15 protein-coding genes are annotated in these 15,432 nt (G+C 33.1%); 11 read left to right on the plus strand and 4 right to left on the minus strand.

The window, feature by feature from the left end; translation table 11 throughout:
• Positions 1 to 144 precede the first annotated feature (144 nt).
• From ACM591_RS03580 to ACM591_RS03615, 8 genes are all read left to right on the plus strand, one after another.
• A complete protein-coding gene (locus ACM591_RS03580; RefSeq protein ID WP_029378316.1) occupies positions 145 to 1,035 on the plus strand; it encodes a 3-keto-5-aminohexanoate cleavage protein in 891 nt (296 codons plus the stop codon).
• Positions 1,032 to 1,994 (plus strand): 3-hydroxyacyl-CoA dehydrogenase NAD-binding domain-containing protein, encoded by a 963-nt coding sequence (locus ACM591_RS03585; protein ID WP_029378317.1) that lies wholly within the window; start codon positions 1,032 to 1,034, stop codon positions 1,992 to 1,994. Before ACM591_RS03580 ends, ACM591_RS03585 begins: the two co-directional genes overlap by 4 nt.
• A 1-nt stretch (position 1,995) precedes the next feature.
• On the plus strand, positions 1,996 to 2,469 hold the full coding sequence (locus ACM591_RS03590; RefSeq protein WP_029378318.1) for a thioesterase family protein: 474 nt from the start codon (positions 1,996 to 1,998) through the stop codon (positions 2,467 to 2,469).
• Positions 2,470 to 2,755: 286 nt separating this feature from the next.
• Positions 2,756 to 3,940 (plus strand): betaine/proline/choline family ABC transporter ATP-binding protein, encoded by a 1,185-nt coding sequence (locus tag ACM591_RS03595; RefSeq protein ID WP_029378319.1) that lies wholly within the window; start codon positions 2,756 to 2,758, stop codon positions 3,938 to 3,940.
• Positions 3,940 to 4,575 carry an ABC transporter permease gene (locus ACM591_RS03600; protein WP_017722793.1) on the plus strand — a complete coding sequence of 212 codons (636 nt, stop codon included), beginning with the start codon at positions 3,940 to 3,942 and terminating at the stop codon, positions 4,573 to 4,575. Before ACM591_RS03595 ends, ACM591_RS03600 begins: the two co-directional genes overlap by 1 nt.
• Before the next feature lie 15 nt (positions 4,576 to 4,590).
• Positions 4,591 to 5,535, plus strand: a complete 945-nt coding sequence (locus tag ACM591_RS03605; RefSeq protein ID WP_029378320.1) for an osmoprotectant ABC transporter substrate-binding protein — start codon at positions 4,591 to 4,593, stop codon at positions 5,533 to 5,535.
• Complete coding sequence (locus ACM591_RS03610; RefSeq protein ID WP_029378321.1) at positions 5,535 to 6,227, plus strand: ABC transporter permease; 693 nt, start codon at positions 5,535 to 5,537, stop codon at positions 6,225 to 6,227. Before ACM591_RS03605 ends, ACM591_RS03610 begins: the two co-directional genes overlap by 1 nt.
• 18 nt (positions 6,228 to 6,245) lie before the next feature.
• On the plus strand, positions 6,246 to 7,004 hold the full coding sequence (locus ACM591_RS03615; protein ID WP_418354426.1) for an alpha/beta hydrolase: 759 nt from the start codon (positions 6,246 to 6,248) through the stop codon (positions 7,002 to 7,004).
• Positions 7,005 to 7,141: 137 nt separating this feature from the next.
• Here the strand turns inward: ACM591_RS03615 and lrgB are convergent, their stop codons facing one another.
• The 4 genes from lrgB to ACM591_RS03635 form a co-directional block, all read right to left on the minus strand.
• Complete coding sequence (gene lrgB / locus ACM591_RS03620; protein WP_418354427.1) at positions 7,142 to 7,843, minus strand: antiholin-like protein LrgB; 702 nt, start codon at positions 7,841 to 7,843, stop codon at positions 7,142 to 7,144.
• Positions 7,840 to 8,283 carry an antiholin-like murein hydrolase modulator LrgA gene (lrgA, locus tag ACM591_RS03625; RefSeq protein ID WP_029378324.1) on the minus strand — a complete coding sequence of 148 codons (444 nt, stop codon included), beginning with the start codon at positions 8,281 to 8,283 and terminating at the stop codon, positions 7,840 to 7,842. The genes lrgB and lrgA overlap by 4 nt, the downstream gene beginning before the upstream one ends.
• Before the next feature lie 121 nt (positions 8,284 to 8,404).
• Entirely contained in the window at positions 8,405 to 9,169 is a 765-nt protein-coding gene (locus tag ACM591_RS03630; RefSeq protein WP_029378325.1) for a response regulator transcription factor LytR, read from the minus strand.
• A gap of 2 nt (positions 9,170 to 9,171) precedes the next feature.
• Positions 9,172 to 10,923 carry a sensor histidine kinase gene (locus tag ACM591_RS03635; protein ID WP_038679101.1) on the minus strand — a complete coding sequence of 584 codons (1,752 nt, stop codon included), beginning with the start codon at positions 10,921 to 10,923 and terminating at the stop codon, positions 9,172 to 9,174.
• 439 nt (positions 10,924 to 11,362) lie between these two features.
• Here ACM591_RS03635 and ACM591_RS03640 point away from each other — a divergent pair, with 439 nt between their 5' ends.
• The 3 genes from ACM591_RS03640 to ACM591_RS03650 all read left to right on the plus strand — a co-directional run bounded on the left by ACM591_RS03640 (position 11,363) and on the right by ACM591_RS03650 (position 15,158).
• Positions 11,363 to 12,754 carry an MFS transporter gene (locus ACM591_RS03640; protein ID WP_058625877.1) on the plus strand — a complete coding sequence of 464 codons (1,392 nt, stop codon included), beginning with the start codon at positions 11,363 to 11,365 and terminating at the stop codon, positions 12,752 to 12,754.
• Positions 12,755 to 12,975: 221 nt separating this feature from the next.
• A complete protein-coding gene (locus ACM591_RS03645; protein ID WP_058625876.1) occupies positions 12,976 to 14,574 on the plus strand; it encodes a M20/M25/M40 family metallo-hydrolase in 1,599 nt (532 codons plus the stop codon).
• A gap of 143 nt (positions 14,575 to 14,717) precedes the next feature.
• Entirely contained in the window at positions 14,718 to 15,158 is a 441-nt protein-coding gene (locus ACM591_RS03650) for a DUF805 domain-containing protein (RefSeq protein ID WP_029378329.1), read from the plus strand.
• Positions 15,159 to 15,432 lie beyond the last annotated feature (274 nt).

Below are 15,432 nucleotides of genomic sequence, written 5' to 3' on the forward strand. Positions count from 1 at the left end.
GCTATGGTAAATACTGTTGCTAAAGGGATAATCGACAATTTAAAGTTGATTATCCCTTTTTTTGAATCTCTAAAGGCTTGAAACTAAACCGTCCAGTTGGTACACTAACCGATGTATTAAAAACTCTCTTGGAGGTTTATAACAATGAAAAAAGTTATGCTAACAGCAGCATTGACAGGTGCTGGAGATACTGTAGATAAAAATAAGCATGTCCCTGTAACACCACAAGAAATTGCTGATTCTGCAATTAAATGTGCGAAGGCAGGTGCTACTGTAGCACATATTCATGCGAGGGATCCAGAAACAGGGGGCATTAGTCATAATGTGGAGTTTTTTAGAGAAGCAGTAAGACTAATTAGAGCTGCCGATGAAGATATCATTATCAATATTACGTCAGGTGGAGGCGGAGATTTCATTCCGAGCCTTGATAATCCATATAAAGCAGAAAAAGGATCCGATTTGCAAACCCCTGATGAGCGACATGAACCAGTTGGCACATTATTACCTGAAATGTGTACATTAGATTGTGGTAGTGTCAACATGGGGGATGCTATTTATTTGAGCCCTGCAGATTGGTTAAGGAAACAAGCGCAATTGGTCAAAGATGCAGGTGTTAAACCAGAATTAGAGTGCTTTGATAGTGGCCATATTTCTTTTGCGAAACAATTGATAAATGAAGGGCTTATAGAAGGTACGCCATTATTCCAATTCTGTTTAGGTATACCATGGGGCGCTGAGAATGATACAGAAACGATAGAATATTTTAAAACACGTATACCTGAAAATGCAGAGTGGTCAGCATTTGGTATTGGAAGAATGCAATTTCCAACTGTAGAGGAAGCAGCAAAACGTGGTGGTAATGTTCGTGTTGGTTTAGAGGACAATTTATATTTAGCAAAAGGTGTAAAAGCTTCTAACGAGCAACTTGTTGAAAAAGCAGTAGCAATACTTAAAGATTTAGACATTGAGCCGATGACACCGGCAGAGGCGCGTGAAAAGTATCAGCTTAGAGCGCCACAAGGAGGTACAAAATGAAGTTTGCAGTTGTAGGTACAGGTGTAATCGGTAGCGGTTGGATTACAAGAATGTTAGCACATGGACATGAAGTCATTGCGACTGATCCGAGTGAAAAAGCATTTGAAAGTATGTTGAAACAAGTGAAACAAAATTGGCCATATGCCGAACAACTTGGTTTAGCAGAAAATGCATCTTTAGAAAACTTAACGTTCACACCTCATTTAGAAGAAGCAGTTAAAGATGCAGATCACATTCAAGAAAATGTGCCAGAAATTGAATCGATAAAAGATCAAGTATTAACTGAGATAGATTTTTATGCAAAGCCTGATGCGATAATAGGTTCTAGTACATCGGGTATTATGCCTTCAGAATTACAAAAGAATTTACAACATCCAGAAAGGCTAGTGGTAGCACACCCATTCCATCCTGTGTATATTTTACCTTTAGTTGAAATTGTTCCTGGTAAACTAACTACAGAAGAAACAACTGAAAAAGCTGAAACAATTTACGAGAGTATTGGTATGGATGTACTACATGTGAGACATGAAATAGAAGGACATGTGGCTGACAGATTGATGGAGGCTTTATGGAGAGAAGCGTTGCATATAGTCAATGATGGCATCGCTACTACAGAAGAAGTAGATAAAGCATTTACCCACGCAGCTGGATTACGTTATGCACAATATGGTCCGTTTATGACTTTCCATTTAGCTGGTGGTGAGGGCGGTATGCGTCATATGTTAAAACAATTTGGCCCTGCATTGAAAAAACCTTGGACTAAGTTATTGGCTCCTGAATTAACACAAGAACTTTATGATGAAGTCGTCAATGGATGTGAATCTTCATCACAAGGACAAACGATGTCAGAACTTGACCAAAAACGTAATGAATTTTTAGTTAAAGTTAAACAACTTGCAGAAACGTATTGGCCAGAAGACACTCCTTCAATGAAAAAAAATAATCAGTCGGTGTATTAATATGACTCAATCACTATTTGAATATACAACAACAGTAAAACAAATTTGGGTAGATCATAATGGTCATATGAATGATGCTGAGTATAATCGTGTATTCAGCGATGCAACAGACGCGTGGTTAGCTACTTTGGGGTTAGATTTACAAGCAATCGAACAATTGAAATATACAATATTCACACTTGAAAATCACGTGATGTATTTAAAAGAAATAAAAGTAAATGAGTCTATCACTGTCACAGTAGAGTTGTTTGATTTTGATGCAAAGCGCTTACACGTATTTATGACATTAAATAATGAGCGAAATGACAGATGTGCGACATATGAAGTGATGTTAATGGGGATGGATACTGAATCTAATAAACCAAAGCCATTTCCAGAAACTATTAGAAAATCAGTTGAATTTTATGCAGATATAGCATCGATCCAACATCAACCTGAAGAACTTGGCCATCATATTGGGATTAAACGAAAATAAATTTTAGGCTATTGAATAAAACGATTTTTGAATGTATTGAGAAACAAAATTCATCATTATAAATTGTTTAATTTTATTAATTGATGTATCTTGTTATATATAGGTTGATAAAACATCTACGAAAAAATGACTATTTATTTATATGTATTTAGCGAAACATGAATAAATTAGGGCTATATGTGCTCATGTTTTTACTTATTTTAGGATTTGTATAACATCCACAAGTAGCCCTAAATTTATTAGGAAATAGTTGAAATTGAATATGTACATAGAAAGGAACTGACCCATGTTAAGTATTAAAAACTTATCTAAAGTTTATGGCGGCGGTAAAAAAGCTGTGGATAATATTTCATTAGAGGTTGAATCTGGTGAATTTATAGCATTTATTGGTACGAGTGGTAGTGGTAAAACAACTGCCTTAAGAATGATAAATAGAATGATAGAAGCGACTGAGGGACAAATTACAATTAATGGCAAAGATGTTCGAAAGATGAACCCAGTAGAATTACGTAGAAAAATTGGTTACGTTATTCAACAAATCGGATTGATGCCACATATGACTATTAGAGAAAATATTGTTTTAGTACCTAAATTGTTGAAATGGTCACAAGAAAAAAAAGAAAAAAAGGCAAAAGAATTAATTAAATTAGTCGACTTACCTGAAGAATTTTTAGATAGATACCCATCGCAACTTTCTGGTGGTCAACAACAGCGTATTGGTGTTGTTAGAGCATTAGCAGCTGAGCAAGATGTTATTCTGATGGACGAGCCTTTTGGGGCATTGGATCCAATTACTAGAGATACGCTACAAGATTTAGTTAAAGAGTTACAACAAAAACTAGGTAAAACATTTATATTTGTCACGCATGATATGGATGAGGCGATTAAGCTAGCCGACAAAATTTGTATTATGTCAGAAGGTCAAGTGATTCAATATGACACACCTGACAATATTTTACGTCACCCAGCTAACGACTTTGTACGTGACTTTATTGGTCAAAATAGATTGATACAAGATAGACCTAACATGCGTACGGTTAAAGATGCGATGATTAAACCAGTGACAGTACATGCAGATAGTACATTGAATGAAGCGGTAGAAATTATGAGAGCACGTCGTGTCGATACTATTTTTGTAGTAGGTAATAATAGCAGATTATTAGGTTATTTAGATATTGAAGATATCAATCAAGGTTTAAGAACAAATAAAGACCTTATTGATATGATGCAACGTGATATTTATAGAGTGAGAATAGACAGTAAGTTACAAGACTCTGTTCGTACAATCCTTAAGAGAAATGTAAGAAATGTGCCAGTAGTGGATAGTGATGGCAAAACATTGATTGGATTAGTAACGAGAGCCAACTTAGTAGATATCGTTTATGACAGCATTTGGGGAGAATTAGATGAGGATGTTAGCGCTACTGAAGCTGCAATTGTAGAGGCCGATAATGTAGGAGCTGATATATAATGAAACAATTCATAGAGCAATATGGTGGTCAACTGATTTCTAAAACAGTAGAACACTTTTATATCTCAATGATCGCTTTGTTGATTGCCATTGTAGTAGCTGTGCCATTAGGCATAATTCTATCCAAGATGAAACGAACTTCAAATATTGTGCTTACAGTTGCTGGTGTACTACAAACGATTCCTACATTAGCTGTACTTGCAGTCATGATACCAATTTTTGGTGTGGGAAAATTACCAGCAATCATCGCTTTATTTATCTATGTACTTTTACCAATATTAAATAATACTGTATTAGGTGTTAAAAATATCGATAGTAATATTAAAGAAGCGGCGATAAGTATGGGGATGACTCGTTTTCAATTAATGAAAGACGTAGAATTGCCATTAGCCTTACCGCTGATTTTAGGTGGTATTAGATTATCATCAGTTTATGTAATCAGCTGGGCCACACTTGCAAGTTATGTCGGTGCCGGCGGTTTAGGTGACTTTGTATTTAATGGATTAAACTTATACGATCCATTGATGATTGTAAGTGCTGCAGTGCTTGTCACAGCATTGGCATTAATTGTTGATTTATTACTATCGTTAGTTGAAAAATGGGCAGTGCCAAAAGGATTAAAAGTATCCAGATAAATTAAGGAGGACATTATGAAACGATTGAAACAGTATTGTATCGCGCTTGTACTGTGTCTGACGGTGTTATCTGGATGTAGTTTACCCGGTTTAGGTGGAAATAGCTCAGACAACGAAGTCAAGATTACAGCGCTTGCGACGAGTGAATCACAAATTATGTCTCATATGCTGAGACTTTTAATAGAACATGATACAGATGGAAAGATTAAACCAACATTAATAAATAACTTAGGATCAAGTACAATTCAACACAACGCTCTTGTAAATGGTGATGCTAATATGTCTGGGGCTCGTTACAATGGTACAGACTTAACAGGTGCATTAAATGAAGATCCTATTAAAGATCCAAAAAAAGCAATGGAAGTTACCCAAGATGGTTTCCAAGAGAAGTTTAATCAAACATTCTTTAACTCGTATGGTTTTGCAAATACATATGCGTTTATGGTTACAAAAGAAACAGCTAAAAAATATAACTTGGAAACAGTATCTGATTTGAAAGCACATAGTGATGAATTAAAACTAGGCGTCGATAGTTCATGGTTAAATCGTGAAGGCGATGGTTATCCAGGGTTTACGAAAGAGTATGGTTTTAAATTTAATACTGTTAGACCGATGCAAATTGGTTTAGTATATGATGCTTTAAATTCTAAAAACCTTGATGTAGCAGTAGGATATTCAACAGATGGTAGAATTGCGGCATATGATTTAAAAGTATTGAAAGATGATAGACGCTTTTTCCCACCTTATGCAGCTAGTTCGGTAGCTACAAATGAATTATTAGATAAATATCCTGAGTTAAAACCGATTATAAATAAGTTAGAGAATACGATTTCAACAAGTGAAATGCAAGAGCTTAATTATCAAGCTGATGGTAAGGGCAAAGAGCCGGCAGTTGTTGCAGAAAACTTCTTGAAAAAACATAACTATTTTGAAAATGATAAGAAGGGTGGTCAAAACTAATGGAGGGTAATTTATTACAGCAATTAGTCGAATATTATTCAGTAAACTTTGGCTACCTTTGGGATTTATTTATTAAACATTTACTTATGTCTGTGTATGGTGTGTTATTTGCAGCTATTGTAGGTATCCCATTAGGTATTATTATAGCTAGATATAAGAAACTGTCATGGACGATTATTACGATAGCGAATATTATACAAACCGTACCTGTTATAGCGATGCTTGCTATTTTGATGTTAGTTATGGGTCTAGGGCCAACGACTGTAGTAGTAACGGTATTCTTATACGCTTTATTACCAATTATTAAAAATACTTTTACAGGTATCGTGGGCGTAGATGAAAATATTAAAGATGCTGGTAAAGGTATGGGTATGACACGCAACCAAGTCTTACGCATGATAGAGTTACCATTAGCTTTATCTGTTATCTTAGGCGGACTCAGAATTGCACTTGTCGTAGCTATTGGAGTTGTCGCTGTTGGATCATTCATTGGTGCACCGACATTAGGTGACATTGTAATTCGTGGAACAAATGCTACAGATGGCACGACATTTATTTTAGCTGGTGCCATACCTATCGCATTAATTGCAATTTTAATAGATGTTGTATTAAGATTATTAGAAAAACGATTAGACCCCACGAATAGAACACAGAAGAAACAAAAGCATAGACCTCAGGGTATTAATCAGTAATGAAAGTAGTGAAGTCATATGGCGTTGTTAACGATAAATTACAAATCCAAAACCATTGGTATGAATCATTCATTTATAGCAATTTTACCTGAAGATGTTAGCTATTTTAATACGGAGACAGAGCCAAAACAATTAAAGACAATGTTATTGTTACATGGCTTATCGAGTGATGAAACATCTTATATGCGCTATACAAGCATTGAACGTTATGCAAATGACCATCAAATTGCAGTTATTATGCCTAATGCTGACCATAGTGGTTATAGTAATATGAAATTTGGTCATAAATACTTTGATTATGTATTAGAAGTATTAGACTATGCACATCAAATCTTACCGTTATCACAGAAGAGAGAAGATAACTTTATTGCTGGGCATTCTATGGGAGGATATGGAACGATAAAATATGCCTTAATACAAGGCCATCGTTTTGCTAAAGCTTGCCCATTATCATCTGTATTTAATGCACAATCCTTTATAGACATTGATTGGAACGACTTTTCAGGCCAAGCAATTGCAGGTGTAGACAAAATGACACAGGACACAGAACTTGATCCGTATTATTTAGTCGATCAAGCAGTAGCTGAAAGCAAAGTAATACCAGAGTTACTTATTATGTGTGGAACAGAAGATCAACTCTACGAAGATAATAAGCAATTTATAGCATATTTGGACAAACAAAATGTCCCTTATCAATTTGAAGATGGACCTGGTAAGCATGATTATGCTTATTGGGACAAGGCAGTAAAACGTGCAATTGAATGGTTCATAGGATAAATAATAAATTATAATAATGATTTATCATAAATAAAAAACCACCTCAATCATAAAAATGATTGAGGTGGTTTTATTTTGAAAAGATTGAACGTACAAACGATGAGACAAAGGCTAATTGTCATTACAATATATTTTCTTTAAAGTAAAATTGTTGCAAGAATTGGAGCAACAACTACTACAATCACACCGACAATAACTAATGAAATAGATGCCATTGAAGCTTCGGTTTCACCAAACTCTTGAGCTGAAGAAACACCCAAAGAATGACCACTTGTGCCAAGCGCAAGGCCACGCGCGATAGGATTAGTAATATTAAATAATTTGATTAACTTTGTGCCGAGTGCGTAAATAATTACGCCATTTAATATAACAGCTAATGAAGTTAATTCTTTAATTCCGCCGATATCTGCTGAAACAGGTAGTGCGATAGCAGTTGTCGCACCTTGAGGTAACATAGATGCAATAATGCCATTAGAAAATTGGAATGCTTCAGCTATTAAGTAAATGCAAATTAGAGCTGCCGTAGTACCTAATGTAATACCGCCTAATACTTGTTTCCAGTATTTTTTTAAAACATCACGTTTTTTATATAAAGGAATAGCAAAACATATAGTTGCTGGTTCTAGGAAGAAATTAATGATGTCGCCACCTATTTTGTAATTTGCATAATCTATACCAGTTAATTTTAGAAATGCTATACCTACTACCATACTTACAAATAACGGTGTGAATAAGAAAAAACCATTAGTTTTTTTAAATAAAAATGTAGCAATAATAAATGGTATCAGTGAAAGTAAGATACCGAAATAAGTCGTGTTAATAGCTAAATGTTCAATCATAATTTATCCTCCGCAAGTTGTTTTTGTAGTCTTTTTCTTGGAATAAAGGATTTAGTTATAAGCATTTGAGCAAAGAATCCTGTACATAATAATAATAAGAGTGTTGAAATAATGATTAATAAAATAATCAGGATAGGGCTCGTACTTAAAATGCCTAGTGAATTAATAACTGATACACCTGCTGGTACAAATAGGAAACCAATATTGTTTGTTAACGTTGTACCGACTTTCTCGACTTGACCAAGTTTAATAACACCTGTACATAGTGCTATAAATAGTAGCACAAGACCTATAACTGAAGCGGGCATAGGAATTGGCATGAAACTTTCGATAATATTTGAAATAAGCATAATAATAGCAATTACAAGTGCTTGATGGAAAAAATTATATGTTTTTGAATGTTGAGTTTGTTCTGTATTTTGTTGTTTGTTTGCTTCCATAATTAAAGTTCCTCCCGTATTGATCTTGGGTTAATTATAAAATGAAAGCGATTACTTTTGTTGGATTCGCGAGCGACTTACTAGACTTTGACTCCGAAATGCATAAATTAGAACTTGAAAATCAAGATAGTCCCATGTCTTGTTTAAATGGTTTCATGTAAGAGCGACTTACTTGGAATTTTAATTGATTGGTCATGGTTAATTGATAGGTATAGTTAAACCAATGCTCAATTGTTTGAATATGTGTTTTGTTAATTAAAGTGGCACGATGAATTCTCATAAATTGAGTAGTATCTAATTTTTTTTCGTAATAATTCAGTGGTTCAGAAGTATCAAATTCATCAAGCGTTGTATTAATTGTTGTGACCCCATTATTGACGGAAATTGCGATAATATCATCTAAATTGATAATATGAATACGCTCGTTAACTTCTATAGGGAGTACGTTGGGCGTATTTTCAAGTTTGTTATGTGAATCATTAGGGTTATTATCATTATTTATAAAATTTTGTTTTTCAATATTTGGGTGAAGCACTTGTTCAACTTTATGGATAGCTTGTGCGATTCTTTGTTGTTCAAATGGTTTCAAAATATAGTCAATAGCATCTAATTCAAACGCTTTTACTGCAAAAGTGTCATGTGCAGTTGCGAAAATAATCAAAGGGCGATGCTTCATTTTTTTGATTTTATTGGCTAAATCAAGACCGCTTTCATCCATTAAATTAATGTCTAAAAAAATAACGTCGTAGTTATCATAAAGTAATAATTCTAAAGTTTCAGAGATATTTTCGGCTTCTTTAATTAAGTCAAAAGAACGAATCTTATTTAATAAATAGTGTAGTTCATTACGTGCTAGCGGTTCATCATCTACGATAATTGCTTTCATATTTATCCCTCCTCTGTAGTGTGATGCGGAATTGTGCAACTTACTTTTGTACCTTGTTTATTTGATTCAAATTGAAGTTTAGCTTTATAGCCAAATAAACCATCTAATCTTTGATTTAAATTTTCTAACGCACTTCCTGTACCAGATTCTGAATAAACACTAGTTTTTCCAATTTTATCAAGTTTATTTACTGGTATGCCTTGTCCATTATCTGAGACAGAAATATTTAATCCGTAGTTATTTTGGTGGGCTTTTACAATAATATTGTTATCATATTTTCTATTTTTAAATGCATGTTTAATTGCATTTTCAACAAGTATTTGAATTGCAAAAGGGGGGACTAAAGCACCATAGCTTGAATCATCGATATCAAAACTAACATTAAATCGATCTGGATAACGCGCTTGTTCTAATGATAAATAAGCCTCAACCTGCTGTAATTCTTTTTCTAAAGAAATAGTGTTATTACGTGTACCTTGTAAGTTTGAACGGAAAAATTGACTGAGTTGTAATAATAATTCTCGTGCTTTTTCGCTATCGATTCGTACTAATGCCGAAATAGTGTTAATTGAGTTAAAGAAAAAGTGAGGATTGACTTGAGCTTGGAGCGACTTAATCTCAGCATCTCTTATTAACGCATTTTGCGTTTCAGCTTGACCCAGTTCAAGTTGGCTAGAAAATATATCTGCCAGTCCTGTTGCTAGCTGTTTATCTGAAAAGTTAACGTCATGCTTGTTAGTAAAATAGAGTTTTAGTGTACCAACGACTTCATTTTTTACATATAATGGCACAACAATAGCAGCCTCTAACGGACAGCCAGGGTGGTTACAACCAATTTCTTTACTTGAATATGCTTCTTTTAAAGTGCCAGTTTGAATAGCAATTTTTGATAAATCTGTAATAATTGTTTTTTGTGCAACGTGATGATTACTTGCAACACCAACGTGGGTTAATATATCTTTACGATTTGTAATAGCAACGGCTGAAACTCGCATTAAATTTAAAATAATTTCAGCAGCTTGTTTAGCAGATTGCTCATTTAAACCTGAACGGAAATAAGGCAATGTTTGGTTAGCCAATTGTAAGACATCATGAGTTTGGATTGCACGGGTTTCTTCTTCTTTCTTAATCGTAGAAAGGATGATTGATAAAAATATAGCTGTACCTATTGAATTAATGGAAATCATAGGTAAGGCAATAAGTTTTACTAACGTCCATGCGTGTAAAGTATTATCGGAAAATACTAAAATGCAAAGCATCTGAATAATTTCTGTAGCACCACCGATGAGCGCGCCTTTTACAATTGTTGGATATCTGTTAGCTCGCATAGCTTTATGACCAAAATAACCAGAAACAAGTGCAATAATAATTGAAGAAATTAAATATATGTATGCATCTGCACCTCCGATATAGACACGATAAATGCCTGAAATTAGTGATACAGCTAAGGCGACGAAAGGGCCACCAATTAACCCAGATACTCCAATTGTTAATACGCGTGTGTTAGCTAACGACGCATCAGGACTCAAATGATTATAGACCGTGCCGTTAATAATTTCATCACCACGAATTTGTACTCCGGTAAAGTTTGAAAGCATAGAGAAACAACCGAATATGATAATCAGTTGCCATTGTGAACGTCGCTTTTCTCGGTCATTCATCATTGATTTAAAATGATTAATATTCATTAAAATATATGCAATCAGTATAATTAAACCAACACGTTCTAATAATAAGATAAATAAATTTAACATGATTTCACCTTTTTTAATTAGTTTGTCATGGTTGATTATACAGAATTTTATAAAACTATGAGTTTTATGTGAATTATTTTATTTAGATTATATCCTAAAGACCCATCATACCAGTGATTAGAGTAGGAGAATCAAATTACTCTCTATGTAAATAAATACATAATTGACGCAGTTCTTTAGCATTATTGCGAGTGAAGTGTTATTTTATTAATATTGGCTTTTAAAAGGATTTGTAAAAAATGTAGATATTAATATAAAATTAATTGTATATAATTATTACGGAATTTTAAGTCAATTGCATCTTAAAAGATTATTTTTGAAATAGATATAGACTTTTTTAGCGGTTTTTCAGTTTGTAAGGAAGATAGCGTTAAAGGCGTGTATACCTTTTTTGAAATGTGATCTATGTGTTTACGGGAAAATAGGAGGAAAAAAGCATATGGAATCAACACATTCGTTTGAAGGAGATAATAAACTTCTTGTAGGTATTTTCTTAGGAGTTATTACATTTTGGTTGTTTGCACAATCATTAGTAAATATTATTCCAGATTTAGAATCATCATTTGATACTAATTATGGAACAATAAATGTGGCTGTGAGTTTAACTGCATTATTATGTGGTTTATTTGTAGTAGGAACAGGAGGACTTGCTGATAGATATGGCAGGGTGAAAATGACCTATATCGGATTAATATTAAGTATTGTTGGTTCGTTATTAATCATAATACCAGGATTTATGCCATTACTTGTTGTTGGTCGTGCGATTCAAGGATTATCTGCAGCATGTATTATGCCTTCAACTTTGGCTATTATCAATGAATATTATATTGGTAGTCGGCGTCAACGGGCATTGAGTTATTGGTCAATCGGTTCTTGGGGAGGGACTGGAGTTTGTTCATTATTTGGTGGTGTAATGTCTACCTTTATTGGTTGGAGATCAATATTCATTATTTCAATTATTGTAGCATTAATGGCAATGTACTTAATGAGACATACTCCAGAAACAAAAGCTATACAAACAGAAGAAACAAAAAAAGCTAAATTTGATATAGTAGGCCTTATTATTTTAATTATTGGAATGCTAAGTATTAATTTGATTATCACAGAATCATCGAATTATGGGCTTTTCTCGCCATTTATCATGACACTAATTGTTGTGTTTGTGATTTCAGCACTTTGTTTTTTATATTATGAAGGCAAAGTTAAAAATCCACTTATAGATTTTAAACTATTTAAACATAAAGGTTATAGTGGTGCTACAATTTCCAACTTTTTATTAAATGCAGTAGCAGGGACACTTATTGTTGCTAATACGTATTTCCAATCTGGATTACATTTTAGTTCTTTCCAGTCTGGAGTCATGTCTATTACGTATTTAGTAGCGGTACTTGTAATGATTAGAGTCGGAGAAAAAGTGTTACAAAAGATTGGTCCAAGAAGACCAATGCTAATTGGTGCAGCACTTAATGCTATTGGTATTATTTTAATTTCATTTACGTTTTTACCTACACCAGCTTATATTGTAGTGTGTATAATAGGTTATTTAATCTATGGTATGGGATTAGGTATGTATGCAACACCATCGACAGATACAGCAGTATCAACTGCGCCAGAAGATAAAGTAGGCGTTGCATCTGGTGTGTATAAAATGGCATCATCATTAGGAAATTCATTTGGTGTCGCATTATCTGGTACTATCTTTACTGTTATGACTGTAGTATCTAATATACAAGTAGGAGCAATGATGGGATTGTGGTTCAATGCAGCATTAGCGATTATCGCATTTTTAGCAGTACTCATATTAGTACCAAAAAATCAATTTAATAATTAATGTAAATCTATAGAACTTTAAATTATAATTTTTTATTGTCGAAACGGGGTTACGAAGTCAATTTATAATATTGATTGCGTAATTCCGTTTTTTATTTTTTGTTGTTCATATTATATTAAGCGGAGGAGTATTAATTTTAAAAAGCTTTTCACGGGAATATATTGCTTATGGAATAAAAAACATATTATAATTAAGTAAGCGTTTGCATGAGGAGGGGTTATATGGCACAGCAACTATGGCAAACTTATGAAGATAGATTGAATTTATTAAAAAGTTTAGTTAAACATGAAACAGTTACTAGTACTCAAGGTGAGATTACATTTCCTAATTTTGTAAAGAATCTGCTATTAAAATTGGAGTATTTTCAACAGCATCAATCTCAAATATTACTTGAAGCTACTGAAGATAAAAAAGAAGCTGTTGTAGCTTTTTATCAGGCACCTACTTCTAAAAAGACAATCGTACTAATCAGTCATTTTGATACAGTTGGTGTAGAAGATTTTGGCTCATATAGTGAGCATGCTTTTGATCCTGATGCATTAAAGGAAATATTTAAAGATAATAGTAGTTACCTCAGTGAAGATGCCATTGAAGATTTAAATCGTGATACATATTTATTTGGTCGTGGTGTAATGGATATGAAAGCAGGTTTAATGTTGCATTTATCTTTAATAGAACAAGCAAGTATTGAAGCATGGGATATTAATTTGATTTTAGTCACTGTACCAGATGAAGAAGTGAATTCTTCAGGTATGCGCAAAGCTGTAGAGACGATTGCTAGACTAAAACAACAACATCAGCTAGATATTCAGCTTCATTTAAATAGTGAACCTACTTTCCAACAAGCTAGCGCAGATGAACATCATTATATATACTCTGGCTCTATTGGGAAAATAATGCCAGGTGTATTATGTTATGGAAAAGAAACGCATGTAGGAAACCCAATGGATGGATTAAGTTCTAACTTTATGATGAGTTATATTAATCAAGCGATAGAATATAATGATGAGTTTAAAGAAACATTTGAAAATGAAACGACACCTTTGCCTGTTTCATTAATGACAAAAGATATTAAGCAAACATATGATGTACAAACACCATTTAGAACAATGGCATTATTTAATATGTTCCTTTTCAAACAGAGACCTGCTGACTTATATAGGCAATTTATAGATACAGTTATTAAAGCAACAGAACGCTGTGAAAGTGATTGGTTATCGATTTTAGAAAGTGAAGATATTCCTTTTGATACTAAAATTAACGTACTAACATTTGAACAATTGAAAACATATGCGATTAAACATCATGGTGAAGCATTTATAAATAAAGAAATAGCAGAAGTGATACAACAAACTAAAGATCTACATTTACAAAGTATTAAAGTAACAGATAGATTAATGCAAATCTGTAGAAATATTGCGCCTGCGGTCGTGACTTTTTTTGCAACACCATATTATCCTGCAGTTAATACGTCTTATGATGCAAAAGTTGAGCAAACTATTGAATTGGTTCGCCAAACTTTACAAGAACAATTTCAACGTAAAAGTGAACGTGTTCATTATTTTAATGGTATTAGTGATAGTAGCTATTTAAATTTTTCAGGCGACATGTCTCAAATAGTTACTTATCAGCAAAACGCGCCTAATTTTAATCAAACTTATTCGATTCCTTTTGAAGCAATACAAGTTATTAGTGCGCCAACCATACTCTGCGGACCAATCGGTAAAGATGCACATAAATTGAGTGAAAGACTACATAAGAATAGTGCATTTGTAGAATTACCATTTGTATTAACTCGTATCGTAAAGTCATATATTTAAAACAAAATAAGTAATTACTTGATATAATGTTTTTAAATTTACTAATATTTTTAGTATAAGTTTTGAAAAATAGGGTATTATGATATATCAGTAAAGATATGTACTTTAAAAGTTCCACAAGAAGAAAATGGAGTGGTAAGCACATGCTAGAGGCATACAAAGATTTTTGGAGAAAATATATAGATTTTAATGGCAAATCAAATAGACTAGAATTTTGGACACCGGTATTAATTCATATCATTAGTATATTTATCATTGCGCTCATCGGTATCATTTGCTTTATTACAGGTAATTTTATTGTAGCGGCAATATTATCAGCTTTTGTAGGTATATTTGCTCTTGCGATAATCATACCTATGTTTACCATTACATTGCGCAGGTTTTATGATGCCGGTAGAAAACGTGCAACAGCAATCATATTAATTGTACTATCTATATTTGTTAATATTACCTTTGATATTATTCAAATTAATAGCGTTGCAGTATCATTAAATATTATTTCATTAATATGTACAATTATTCTTGTGGTAGAAACATTATTACCATCACGTAATGTAGCTGATTCAGAATTGAAATGGTTATAATTTTATTTTCTCTGCTATTTAAATTAAAAATTATGTGAAGTTAGAAAAAATAGAGGGCAAGTTGGATAAATGGTTATTAGCCATTGATTTACACAAGTCACTATTCTTTCAACGGGATTATCGGGCGATACACTTATGTGTGTTGCCCTTTTTCTATTAGTAATATTTAAAATTACTATAATTATGACAAAAGGTTATAAACCATTGAATTTTTGATAATTTTTATTGTATTTAGAAAATTTAAAATTATAATGTAGGCATAAGGAGGGGTTTT

Source organism: Staphylococcus sp. Ze2 (genome assembly GCF_048568365.1).
Lineage (GTDB): Bacteria > Bacillota > Bacilli > Staphylococcales > Staphylococcaceae > Staphylococcus > Staphylococcus xylosus.